This window comes from Colwellia echini (assembly GCF_002843355.2).
GTDB lineage: Bacteria > Pseudomonadota > Gammaproteobacteria > Enterobacterales > Alteromonadaceae > Colwellia > Colwellia echini.
The window spans coordinates 39,615-52,259 of the sequence record NZ_PJAI02000003.1 but is presented as its reverse complement, the minus strand read 5'-3'; the positions used below and the strand labels follow the sequence as shown (position 1 = coordinate 52,259).

Annotated in this window: 9 protein-coding genes; 2 read left to right on the top strand and 7 right to left on the bottom strand. The window is 37.0% G+C overall.

All coding sequences use genetic code 11. The features are described from left to right. Positions 1–143: 143 nt before the first annotated feature. The 5 genes from CWS31_RS04160 to CWS31_RS04140 form a co-directional block, all read right to left on the bottom strand. Positions 144–1,259, bottom strand: coding sequence for an SPFH domain-containing protein (locus tag CWS31_RS04160; protein ID WP_101344622.1), 1,116 nt, complete (start codon positions 1,257–1,259; stop codon positions 144–146). A 290-nt stretch (positions 1,260–1,549) separates the two neighbouring features. Then, entirely contained in the window at positions 1,550–3,319 is a 1,770-nt protein-coding gene (locus tag CWS31_RS04155; protein WP_101344621.1) for a TIM44-like domain-containing protein, read from the bottom strand. A 111-nt stretch (positions 3,320–3,430) separates the two neighbouring features. Beyond that, positions 3,431–6,529 (bottom strand): efflux RND transporter permease subunit, encoded by a 3,099-nt coding sequence (locus CWS31_RS04150; RefSeq protein WP_101344620.1) that lies wholly within the window; start codon positions 6,527–6,529, stop codon positions 3,431–3,433. Between the two features lie 9 nt (positions 6,530–6,538). Then, positions 6,539–7,663, bottom strand: coding sequence for an efflux RND transporter periplasmic adaptor subunit (locus CWS31_RS04145; protein WP_101344619.1), 1,125 nt, complete (start codon positions 7,661–7,663; stop codon positions 6,539–6,541). A gap of 246 nt (positions 7,664–7,909) precedes the next feature. Next, the gene (locus tag CWS31_RS04140; protein WP_101344618.1) at positions 7,910–8,776 is read right to left on the bottom strand and encodes a LysR family transcriptional regulator; all 867 of its coding nucleotides are present in this window, start codon (positions 8,774–8,776) and stop codon (positions 7,910–7,912) included. A 207-nt stretch (positions 8,777–8,983) separates the two neighbouring features. Between CWS31_RS04140 and CWS31_RS04135 the strand changes: the two genes are divergently transcribed. Further along, a complete protein-coding gene (locus CWS31_RS04135) occupies positions 8,984–10,147 on the top strand; it encodes an S-(hydroxymethyl)glutathione dehydrogenase/class III alcohol dehydrogenase (protein ID WP_101344617.1) in 1,164 nt (387 codons plus the stop codon). Positions 10,148–10,257: 110 nt separating this feature from the next. Further along, positions 10,258–11,097: an S-formylglutathione hydrolase gene (gene fghA, locus CWS31_RS04130; RefSeq protein ID WP_101344616.1), complete on the top strand. Its 840-nt coding sequence runs from the start codon at positions 10,258–10,260 to the stop codon at positions 11,095–11,097. A gap of 75 nt (positions 11,098–11,172) precedes the next feature. On the opposite strand, the gene CWS31_RS04125 is transcribed toward fghA, so the two are convergent. Beyond that, positions 11,173–11,850, bottom strand: a complete 678-nt coding sequence (locus CWS31_RS04125) for a flagellar brake domain-containing protein (RefSeq protein ID WP_101344615.1) — start codon at positions 11,848–11,850, stop codon at positions 11,173–11,175. A 246-nt stretch (positions 11,851–12,096) separates the two neighbouring features. Continuing rightward, positions 12,097–12,489, bottom strand: coding sequence for a DUF2750 domain-containing protein (locus CWS31_RS04120; RefSeq protein WP_101344614.1), 393 nt, complete (start codon positions 12,487–12,489; stop codon positions 12,097–12,099). Between the last annotated feature and the right edge of the window lie 156 nt (positions 12,490–12,645).

The following is a 12,645-nucleotide window of genomic DNA, read 5'->3' as shown; positions in this document are numbered from 1 at the left end:
TTAATGTTTTGATAGCAAAGTTAACCTAACGCTAACTATATTTACCTATAAAATCAATGGTGCAATACCAACATTAATAAATAAGTGAACATTTATACTTGTTAAAATACCCAACTACTTAATTGACTAATATATACTTTTTATTATCTTTGTTTTGTGCCACAACTTGAGCAAAAATTTGCCGAAGTCGATATTTCGCAGCCACAACCAATACAAAACTTATTGTGTTGTTCTAGCGTCGCTGTTCCGCCGCAATCAGGGCAAAACTTAGCATTTTCAGATAATGACTTTTGACAGTTACTACAAGTATTCGTGCTTGCTTGATCTATTTTATTACCTTGGCTCGATTGATTAAATTCTGGTTTGTGTCGCGCATCAGTATTTGTTACGCCTGTGTTCATCATATCGGCACTCATGTTCATCATTTGATTACCTATGCCCATGCCAACACCCATGCCAACACCTGCACCTGCAACGTTACCTTCTGATTCATTGGACGCTGCTTGCTCGGCCACATCAAATGTCTTTACCGTATTGTAATGTTCACCGTAAAGTTCAAATTCTGCTTTTTTAGCAAGCATCCCTTTTAAACTAACAACACTGTCATCGTCTTGCGGGACATTAATTGAACTTAGGTAAAAATTAACTATTTCTATGCCAAACCGATTAAATTCAGCACTAATATCTTGTTTTAGAGCAGCCGACATTTCATTTAATTGTGTGCTAATGGTTAAAACCGATATACCATCGTTAACAATCTTAGCGGCAATAAAATCTTTGATGCGACTCATTAAGTGTCCACGAAAATAATCACATACTTGCTCTGCATCAAACTCGTCAACTGTGCCAACTAGCTCAGCAACGAACTTTTTAGCGTCATTAATTTGCATACCGAACTGACCAAACGCTCTAACAGGCACAAATACTTTATAGACAGGATCTAAAATAGGGATAGGTTCTTGTGTGCCCCATTTCATGGCTAAGTTTACTGCTTTATTAACAAAGTAAATTTCGGCAGCGAACGGAGTTTCATTTCCAAATGGAATATTAACAATATGTTCAAGTAGCGGAATGTTTGCCGTTTTTAAGGTGTGACGACCTGGCTCTAATACGTCAAGCGCTTTACCGTTTTTGTAAAATACCGCCTGTTGCGCCTGATTAACAATAACTTGTGTGCCCCATACTAAACCGTCATGAGGCCAACGCCAGGCAAATACATCATTGGGGCCTTGGTATTTGACTCGATCAATTATATCCATTGTTATTCCTAGTACTTATCAGAAAGGGTATCGGCACGTTGCAGTTAATACTTGAACTCAAGTAACTAACCTGAATTCGGGATAAGCAAAATGCTACAACAGCCTTAATTATCCGTATTACTGCGTTTTGATAGCTCCCAATAACCCGTTATTGGCTTCGCTTTCCCGCCTTGTACTACGAATAATTAAAACTATTGTAGATACGTGAATACAAGTAGTTGATATTTTTATACTTTACAATTTCATTATCCCGAACTCAGGTTAACTATTAAAATTAGTTATCTGCATTATTATAAATTGGTATTAATGTTTTTATCTTGGGCTAAAGCTAGCTTAGCATCAAGGTATAATTTTGAACGTGTTTCTTTAATGCGTATATCAATTTCTATTGCTAAAATATTAAATTTTTTACCAAATAGCACTAATAACTCATGTTCTTTTGCTGATATTTCGCCATCTATCAAGCACATTTCAATCATTTTTATTAGCCAAGCGGCAGCGTCTAACGATTCATCAGGTGTTAACATTTTTAATTCACCATTTTCAGCCGCAATTATTATCTCATCCAACACCTGTTGCGGAATTCTACGGTTTTTAACAAACTCATTTAATAAGGCTTGCTCTTTCGGATGCTTTTGTCCATCAGCAAGTAAAACCAACACTAAACCAGATAACAGTGATATAGGATCAAATATTTTGTCAGTTATTTTATTTTGTCCTATTTCAACAGAAAAATATTTACCTTTTAAATCTAACACACGATTTATATGCGGTGAAAAATCGGTTAACACCCAATCAAGCTCACCCTGATTAAAAGGAGTTTGACAGTATTGACAGTAATCTATTGTTTTTTCAGACTGCGGCGCACCACAGCAATAACAGTGCAGAGAATGTAATCCTTTTTTAGTGTTACTGAGCGCACCAGGCTTTCTACTTAAGGTTAAATGATGGGCATAATAGCCTGTTGGCTTAGTTTGTCCTGTATCAATTGTAACTTTAGAGGCTTTCCATTTGACCAGTATAAATACCTTATCAAAATGTTCTTTAGAGCATTCTAATGTGTTACTTAACGAGCTAACTTGTGGGATATCGCCAAACTCAACACTGCTGACTTCACAAAGCCCTAGTTCGATATTGTCAAAGTAAAAACCATGTAGTTCGTTGTGTTCAAAATGATTAATGTAATTTGTTGCAGAAACTGAACGTAATGGTGCAGAGCTTTGGGTTAACCATGCTTTTTGTAAACGCCAAAATATAACGCTAACTCTATCTTCAATTAAGGGTAAATTAAAAGAAGGATCTACTACTTGAAAAGCGGCAACACCTTTAACCTGTCTTTTGGCATTTTGAAAGCGCCATTCTTCCTCTTTTGTTATTTTAGCTAAAATCCAATCGTACTCACCTGAGGTAACTAATGAGTCACATGCTTGGCATTGCTCAAACTTATTTAACAATAAAGTAGATCCGCAATTAGGGCAGACTCCTTCTAATAAACCTGGTTGAGATCGCGTTTTTACGCCGGGCAAGCGAATGTAGGTCCAATATTCGACCGAATAAGTAAAAGCGGGAAGTTTATGTGGTTGTTTGTCTGAATTGGTTTTGTTGGTGTTAAGTGTAATATGGCGAGCTTGACTAGATATTTTAAAGTGTAAGGTTTCAAAAAATTTATCAGCTTCAATACCAACAAGTTCACAATGATGAATTGCGACATCAACTAGCTTACGGTGGCGTTGATGGTTTTTCTGAATTTCAAATTGAATGCTGTAACGTTGAAAAATACCATCAGTAATAAAGCCTCTAACCGAAGACATATCATGCTCAGACCAGGCTTTTTTTATTAGATAAAAAGCATTTTCAACGCGAAGAACCATTTTGTGTTCATCAAAGTTATGATCGAGCGCTTTTATGTTTTCGTACTGAATTTGTTGTTTATTTTGATTTTGCTTTTTTACACCGCGGCTAATCGTTTGGTGAATATTCGTATTCTTTTTTTTGCTACTCTGTTGATAAGTTACGTAGCTTAAAGCAACGGCTAAGATAATGATAAAAAGGGTAAGCATAAATTATATCGCCTATCGTGATCTGAGCTTAAATTGTAGAACAAAAAAGCCACCTAGATAAATGATGTAGGTGGCTTATTTAGTTGCTAAATTGTCTTGTAAATTTAGTTCTTAAACGTGAAGTGACTTTTCAATGATTTCCTCATCGAACTCAACTTCCGGCTCGTTAGTAATTTTTTGTCTTTTTTCAGCTAACAATAAATAAAAACTCGGTAAAATTAGTAAAGTAAAAACTGTACCAATAAACATACCCGCCACTAATATAATACCTATACTATTACGTGCCTCTGCGCCTGCGCCTGTAACTAATACCAACGGAAAGTGCCCTAAAATAGTGGCAGCAGTTGTCATTAAAATAGGGCGTAAGCGGGTTGTTGCAGCTTCGGTAACAGCTTGCAGCTTATTCATACCCAGCTCTTGCGCATGGTTAGCAAATTCGACAATTAAAATACCATTTTTTGCAATTAAGCCAATTAAGGTAATTAAACCAATTTGCGAATAAATATTAATAGTAGTTAATTCAATGTAAGGGATAAGTAACGCGCCTGATAAGGCCAATGGCACACAGCCAAGTAACACTACTAATGGATCTCTAAAGCTATTAAATTGTATCGCTAGTACTAAAAATACAATAACTAGTGATACCGCTAAGACCATTATAAGTGTATTACCTTCCTTACGTAATTGTCTTGATTCACCGGCATAATCAATAGAGTAACCAGGAGGTAGTATTTCTTTGGCAACATTCTCAATAGCTGATAATGCTTGCTCTTTACTTGAACCTGGGGCAACAGCACCATAAATTCTAAACGAGGCTTGTTGGGCAAAAGTGCCTAATTCTCTTGGTACTGTTTTCCAATGTAAATCAGCAACCGCTGAAACAGGAACAAGTTCACCGTTTGGTAATTTAATGTTTAATGAAAGCAAAGCTTCAGTTTTACTGCGTACATCATCATTAACAATAGGAATAACACGATAAGCTTTACCGTGAGCATCAAAACGATTAACAAAGTTACTTGATAATAAAATGCCTAATTGCTCACTTACTTGGCCTACATTCATGCCTAAATCGGCAATGTTATCGCGATTTAATTGTAATTCTACCTGAGGTAAATCAATTTTTAGGTCGGTATCGGCGTACAGAAATTGTCCGCTACCAAAAGCTGCACCAACAAGTTGATCAGCGTATTGTTTCATCTCGCTATACGGCGCAGAAGATTTAACAATCATTTCTATTTCAAATTGCCCTGAGCTCGGTAAAGATGATGGCAAAATAGGGAACATATTTAGCCCCGGTATTTGTGCCAATTTACCATAAATTTGCGGTACTAATGATTGTGCACTGTAATCACGTTGATCGGCAGTGACTAACTCTAAACCACCAAAACCGCCGCCACCAAATATTATTTGCCAGATTTTTTTACCACCTTCAATTTCTTGTAGGCTTTCAACCACAGGATTCATTTGTTCAACGCTATAGATTAATGACGCGTCAGGCGGTGATTGAATAACAAACATTACCGCTGCTTGGTCTTCTATCGGGGCGAGCTCTTTTTTCGAATACATATAAAATGGTAGGGTAAGTAGTGAGACGACAATGGCGATTAAAAACACCTGGCCTTGCCACTTAAATGTTTGTTGTAAGAGTTTGGTGTAACGACGTTGTACCTTTTCAAAAAGGTGATTTACTTTACGTGTTAACCAACCTTCTTCGCCGCCTTTAGGTGAGGCATAAGCGCTCATTATTGGTGATAACGTTACTGCGACAATACCTGAAATGATCACAGCAATAGCAAGAGTAAAAGCAAACTCTTTAAATAATACTCCTGTTAATCCGGATAAGAAACCAATAGGGGCATACACAGCGGCGAGAGTTAAGGTCATTGAAATAATAGGTACTAACAATTGTCGAGAGCTAAGTAACGCAGCATCAAATTTTGACATACCTTGGCGCATTAAGCGGGCCACATTCTCTACCACAACAATGGCATCATCAACGACTAAACCGACCGATAATACAATAGCTAACACGGTTAATAGATTTAATGAAAAACCCATCATCGACATAGCGGCAATAGCGCCGAGTATAGAAATAGGAATAGTAATTAATGGTACAATAGCTGTTCTAAATGACCCCATTAATAGTAGTACTACTAAGCCCACTAAAATAACAGTTTCGATGAGGGTGGTGAAAATTTCACTTAAAGCATCACGCATATAAAGCGTGCCATCGTAGGCGTAATTAATAGAAAGCCCATGTGGTAAGGTTTTATTTAGCTCGTCAACCGTTTCATACAATCGATCGCCAATGGCTATTTCATTCGCGCCAGGTAAGGGCCAAATTGAGATATATACTGCATCTTCATCATTTAATCTTGCGGTTACGTTAGTGTCTTCGGCGGCGAGTTCTATTTCAGCAATATCCTTTAAATATATGCTTGCACCGTCTATTTCAGTGATAACCAATTGTTCAAATTCTTTAACACTACTTAGCTGGGTATTGGCAACAATATCTATTTTTTGGCGATTATTTTCGACATAACCCATGGTGGCAATAGTATTGTTTGCGGCAAGCGCTTGATAAACATCGTTAGCACCTAGATTAAATACTTGTAGTGCTTGTGCATTTAACCAAATACGCATAGCTGGCGTTCTTGCGCCTTCAATACCAACACGCTGTACACCTTCAATTGCATTTAATACTGGATTAACTTGGCGTGTTAAGTAATCGGTAATGAGTGATAAATCATTACCGTTAGCTTGAACATTTAAATAAAATACCGCGAATGGTCTATCGGCACGGCTAACCGATACCATAGGATCTTGCGCCCCTTGTGGTAATTCAAATCGTATTTGGCTTAGTCTAGCTGTTAGTTCAGCAAGCGCTAGCGTTGGATTTTGATTTAATTGCAGCCAAGCGGTAACTTTAGAGCTGCCCGAAGTACTAGTTGAATCAACGTATTCAACACCAGGCACGGTTGCAGCAACACGCTCAATAGGCTCGGTGATAAAGCCTTGCACTACATCTGCTGAAGCGCCAATGTAATAGGTTTCAATAACCAGTGAAGCACTATCAATTTTAGGAAACTGTAGTACGGGAATTTTAGTTGCCGACCAAATGCCTGCAATACAAATGATGACAGATAAGACAATCGCAACTACAGGGCGTTTAACAAAAATGTCCATTATCGATGATTTATTTTCTTGCATGATAATCCCTTATTTTTGCGCACTGGTATCAGCAGGTGCTGCTGTTTCGCTTGTTTCTTGGGCAAGGTAAACTTTCATACCTGGGAATAACTTAAACGCACCTTTGTTAGCAATTAATTGCCCTTGTTCTAGACCTTGAAGGATCATAACGGTATCACCTTGTCGCTCACCTAACTTCACAGGAACTTGTTTTGCGCGATAACTGCCTTGTTCAGCAGGCTCTAACACAAAAACATAACTACCTAACGCATCACGTTTTATGGCCAAATCAGGTACTGCGGTGAAACGAGCTTGTTTACTGATAGGAACAATAACAGAGACCAGAGTATTTGGTTTGAGGCTAACCGTAGATGAATCAATTTGTGCTCGATATTTTAAATGGCGTGAGTTACGTGATAACTTCGGATCGATAGCAATAATTTGTGCTGACAAGCTTTCAGTTTGGTCATTAGCTGTAATAGGATTAATGTTAACAGTCGAGCCTAAACTTAATTCTTGATAAATTTGCGGTAAGTTAAAATCAACCCAAGTAAAATCATTAACGCCAACTAGCTCAATTACTTGGCTGTTTTTATCTAAATATTGACCCACTTCTAAAGTATGAATACCTACATTGGCATTAAAGGGGGCGATTAAGGTTTTTTTATCAATAGCTGTTTCAATAATACTAATGTCTGCTTGGGCTATTTGTACCGCAGCACGGGCTTCATCAACTTTATCTTCACTAATACCACGGTTTTTTTGCAAAGCAATATTACGGTCTAGGGTCTGTTGGCGCAGTAATAAGGTTGCTTTAGCTGCTAATAGTTGCGCATCTTCGTCACGGTGATCAAGCGTGAGTAATACCTGACCTTTTTTAACTGTAGCGCCAGATGGAGCATTTAAACGAGTAATTTCACCAGCAAGTTCATTATTTAGAATTAAAAATTTAAACGCTTGAACTTCACCGCTGACTTTAATCATTTTTTGATAAAGCATGTCAGTAACGTTTATTGCGGTTACTGTCGCTGCAGGCTCTGGCATCATTGCGGCTTGCTCATGGGCAGCTTGTTGTAGAGACGATTTATAGCTATACAAACCAAAAATAGTGAGTGCTAAAATAATGATCACTATAAGCCATTTTGTTATATTCATGATGTTCCTTTATCGTTTTTTGTCAATTGATTAGTTGTGTAGCGGGTAAGTGTTTACTTACTAAAAACTTGCTAAGAATTTTCCAAAAACTTACCAAGTTTAAGGAAGGATATCTTAACTCACTTTTTGTTTAGTTAAAATGACAAAGGCATTACAAGAAATGCTATTGTATGGTGTAAACATATAGCTAAATAACAGTGAGTTATGTGAAGAGTTACGTAAAGAGTTAAGTGCTCAAATTAAGTATTAACTGAGATGCTTAGTAAGGTAGTCAACTAATAATCTTATTTTAGTCGAAAGCTGTCTATTATTAGGGTAAACCGCCCAAATACCTTCATCAGGCTCACGGTAGTGGTCAAGTACAGTAATTAAATGACCGGTTTCTATATAGTGCTTAACGTAATAGTCGGGTAACTGTACTATGCCAACACCTTTTAATGCAGCGTCCATTAATCCATAGCCACTATTAACACGCATGCTGCCGCTAACCCGTATATTTTTTTCTTTGTTATTTTCTAAAAAACGCCAATAGTCCATAGTGCCAAGTAAACAATCATGTTTACTTAATTCTGATAAGGTATGTGGTGTTCCATACTTATTAATATAAGCAGGAGAGGCGCAAACATAATTAGTTCTTTGCGCTAATTTTTTTGCCATTAAAGTTGAGTCATGGAGCTTTCCTAGCCTAATAGCTAAGTCATACCCCCTTTCGACTAAATCAATTTTTTGATTTGTTAAATACGCAGATACTTGAATATCGGGGTATTGTAGAAGAAAGTCATTAATCAATGGCAATATTTGTTGTTCACCATAGGTAACTGAAGCTGTCAGCTTTATTATGCCTTGTGGAATTGATTGTAAATTAGTGACTGTTGTTTCTGCGAGCGCTAGACCATCGAGTATTGCACGGCAATGTTGATAAAATAAACTTCCCTCTTGGGTTAAAGTTACTTTACGGGTAGTACGATAAAGTAACTTTACCTGTAAGCGCTTTTCTAATGCAGTAATTTGCCGACTGACTTGGGCGGTTGAAAGCGCAAGATTTTTTGCTGCTAGGGTAAAGCTTTCAGTCTCGGCAACACCAACAAATTCACTAATACCTTGCCACTGCATTTATTATTACCCGTGTGTAAAAGTTAATTGATAAATTTACTATTATCATTTTTATGTAAACAATTATACTTCATATCATAGGAATGAGTTAAGTGATCATTAAAAGTCGTGAAAAGATAAACGGCTTTTATTGCTAAACTCTGGTTAAATTCTGTTTGAACGAACTACACTTGAAATCAAATTTATCTACACATTACGAGAGCCTTTATGTCTGAAACTACAGCAAGTAACCTAACATTTGATCCAACTAAATTTATTAAATCTAAAGCGGCAATTGCCTGGGGACCGAAACAACCACTGGTAGTTGAAGAAGTGGATGTTATGTTGCCTAAAAAAGGTGAAGTATTAATTAGAGTTATCGCTTCTGGCGTATGTCATACCGATGCTTTTACCTTGTCAGGTGAAGATCCAGAAGGTATTTTTCCGGTAATTTTGGGGCATGAAGGCGGCGGTATTGTTGAACAAGTTGGTGAGGGTGTCACCTCTGTACAAGTGGGCGATCATGTTATTCCACTTTACACTCCTGAATGTGGTGAATGTAAATTCTGTTTATCGGGCAAAACTAACCTATGTCAAAAAATTAGAGAAACCCAAGGTAAAGGGTTAATGCCAGATGGCACTACGCGTTTTTATAAAGACGGTCAGCCAATTTTTCATTATATGGGCTGCTCTACTTTTTCTGAGTACACAGTTTTACCTGAAATATCGTTAGCTAAAGTAAATAAAAAAGCAGCTTTAGAGGAAGTTTGCTTATTAGGTTGTGGCGTTACCACAGGTATTGGCGCGGTAATGAATACAGCGAAAGTAGAAGCGGGGGATACGGTTGCTATTTTCGGCCTTGGTGGCATTGGTCTTTCTGCGGTTATTGGCGCTGTTATGGCAAAAGCGTCGCGCATTATCGCGATTGATATTAACGAAAGCAAATTTGAACTGGCTAAAAAACTAGGTGCAACTGACTGTATTAATCCGAAAAACTTCGATAAACCCATTCAAGATGTGATTGTAGAATTAACTGATGGTGGTGTTGATTACTCATTTGAATGTGTTGGTAACGTTAACTTGATGCGATCAGCATTAGAGTGTTGCCATAAAGGTTGGGGGGAGTCAGTCATTATTGGTGTTGCTGGCGCCGGACAAGAAATTTCAACCCGCCCATTTCAATTAGTAACCGGTCGAGTATGGCGCGGCTCTGCTTTTGGTGGGGTTAAAGGTCGCACTGAGTTACCAGAATATGTAGAGCGTTATTTAGCAGGCGAGTTCAAATTAAGCGATTTTATAACCCATACTATGAGCTTAGAAAGTATTAATGACGCGTTCGATTTGATGCATAAAGGTGAAAGTATTCGCACCGTTATTCATTTTGATAAGTAGCTGTTAGTTATATTAATTCACGCTATAAATAGACTGTTGTTGTCGATATTTTGAACGACAATAACAGCCTTAAGCTGTTATCTATATAAAAGTATGAAAAGGTTCTACAAATGACAATTGAAAATATCAGTAGTAATAAACTTTTTGGTGGCTGGCATAAGCAATATAGCCATCAATCTCGCGCGTTAAATTGTACTATGCGTTTTGCTATTTACCTGCCACCACAAGCATCTAATACTCACAAAGTTCCGGTACTTTATTGGTTGTCTGGGTTAACTTGTAGTGATGAAAATGTTATGCAAAAATCAGGCATACAACGTGTTGCCGCTGAGTTAGGTATTGCCATTGTTGCACCTGATACTAGCCCAAGAGGAGAAGACGTTGCTGATGATGAAGGCTATGATTTAGGGCAAGGTGCAGGTTTTTATGTAAACGCAACGCAAGCGCCATGGAAAAGTCATTATCAAATGTACGACTATATCGTTGATGAACTACCAGAACTGATCGAGAATACTTTCCCAGTAAATAATAAAAGAGCCATTTCAGGACATTCAATGGGGGGGCATGGTGCGTTAATCATAGCTCTTAAGAATCCCGAATTTTACTGTTCAGTTTCTGCTTTTAGTCCTATTAGTAATCCTATTAATTGTCCTTGGGGACAAAAAGCATTTACTGCTTATTTAGGAAACGACACAGCAACCTGGTCTGAATATGACGCCAGTAAATTAATGGCAACTAGCATAGATTTTGTCGCGGCAAAGGTTGATCAAGGTGGAGGCGATAATTTTATCACCGAGCAATTAAAACCTGAGTCATTAATGTTAGCGGCAGAGCAGAGTAATTATCCGCTTGAACTAACTATTCATCAAGGTTATGACCATAGTTATTACTTTATAAGTAGCTTTATTGAAGAGCATTTACGCTTTCATTGGAAGTTTCTAAATCGCTAAGTAGTTAATAGTAATTAATAGTAGTTAATAGCTATATCAATTAATACTAATAGGTTGCTCAATATTTATCGTTAACTAGCTGAGGGTATTTTCAATAAACAGTTGAGTTAGTAGTTTAGGTACAATAGTACCTTCATCTATAAATTGTATACCAACACTTACCGTGCCATTTTCATTTCGACTGTTACATACCCTTGCCGGAATTTTCACTTCGCCATCTGCAGGGCTTTGTAAGCAAACAAAAATATCACGTTTATTCACTTTGGCGTTAAGGCTCTCTGTTTTAAAAGAAAAGCCACAACCTTTAGCTGAAATATCGCCAATAACACCAGTGATTTGGGTAGATTTTTTACTTGTACTATCTTCCATCATGATTGTAGCCGGTAAATGAATGCTGGCTCTTTGCTGTAGGCGTAACTGTCTATTTTCAATGTTTTTTGGGTATTCAAGAAATATAAATTTTTCTGGGTATTGCGTAATGTTTTTTATAGTCGAGCGAAAAGCAAAACATTCGCCTTTATTACCTTCCATTAAATAACGCACAATAACAACGTTACCTTCTACTAATACATCTTTATATTCTAGTTTATTAGCAACTTTTGGGTATTTTAAGATAATGTAATTACCTAACTCAAAACCAATTAACGGTACCTTTAAACGAACGGATAACGGATTACTTATTTGCAGATCCAAGTTTTTACCTGGCTGAAGTTCAAATAATTGAGTAGTTTTTTGAAGGCTAAGATCTGACATTGTTTCCTTGCGCACTGTTTTTCAGTGCATATTGTATTTATTACTAAATACAATATAGACAAACTATGACTAAGGTTCAATGATTGATTGAGCTGAGGTTATTGATCATTAAGGTTAAATAACCGCAGATCGAAATAACCATTCAATTTGGTTATATGGAGGGAGGGGAGATACTTAATTCTATGCTAATTTAATTAGTTTATTATCATTGAACGCTATGAATGGAGGCATCATTATCTAGGTTGCTTACTTGCGGTTTTGTTTTTTAGTTTCTTTTAATAGTGCTTCTTCAAATTCTTCAGGAAACAAAACTAACCCTTCATTATCTTGATTAGGAAATGTTACTAAAGCTAATTCATCATCAGCTAGTCCATTACTCCAGCGGCTATACCACTTGTTTAATGATATTGCTTGCGCTTTACACTCTTGCCATTCATCAGTTGCCCAACGTAAAGCAAACTCTTCATTTGGCCAAACTGGTACGCAATCTTCATCATCGGTATTTAGCATTACACAGCCGTGTTCGTCAGCTAAGATCCATATTTCTTTATTACTAATAACTTGTTGCAGTAAATAGTTTAAGCGTTTTTCTTCATCATATTGTTCAATGATATTGAGTTGTTCGCTGCTGATTGACATAAAAACCTGCGTTAAGTTGTATAGGTAGATTAGTTGAATTAAAAGGTTATTTTAATCGGAATTTTAAATGATTAGATAAATCAGCTATATAAATCAACTATAGAGAAACAACATTTTACCTCGTTAACAGTCAGCAAACAATGGCACAAGGTTATT

Coding starts and splice junctions, on each gene's coding strand:
- fghA (WP_101344616.1), top strand. CDS start 10,258: ATGACAATTGAAAATATCAGTAGTAATAAACTTTTTGGTGGCTGGCAT.
- CWS31_RS04135 (WP_101344617.1), top strand. CDS start 8,984: ATGTCTGAAACTACAGCAAGTAACCTAACATTTGATCCAACTAAATTT.
- CWS31_RS04140 (WP_101344618.1), bottom strand. CDS start 8,776: ATGCAGTGGCAAGGTATTAGTGAATTTGTTGGTGTTGCCGAGACTGAA.
- CWS31_RS04120 (WP_101344614.1), bottom strand. CDS start 12,489: ATGTCAATCAGCAGCGAACAACTCAATATCATTGAACAATATGATGAA.
- CWS31_RS04125 (WP_101344615.1), bottom strand. CDS start 11,850: ATGTCAGATCTTAGCCTTCAAAAAACTACTCAATTATTTGAACTTCAG.
- CWS31_RS04155 (WP_101344621.1), bottom strand. CDS start 3,319: ATGCTTACCCTTTTTATCATTATCTTAGCCGTTGCTTTAAGCTACGTA.
- CWS31_RS04145 (WP_101344619.1), bottom strand. CDS start 7,663: ATGAATATAACAAAATGGCTTATAGTGATCATTATTTTAGCACTCACT.
- CWS31_RS04160 (WP_101344622.1), bottom strand. CDS start 1,259: ATGGATATAATTGATCGAGTCAAATACCAAGGCCCCAATGATGTATTT.
- CWS31_RS04150 (WP_101344620.1), bottom strand. CDS start 6,529: ATGCAAGAAAATAAATCATCGATAATGGACATTTTTGTTAAACGCCCT.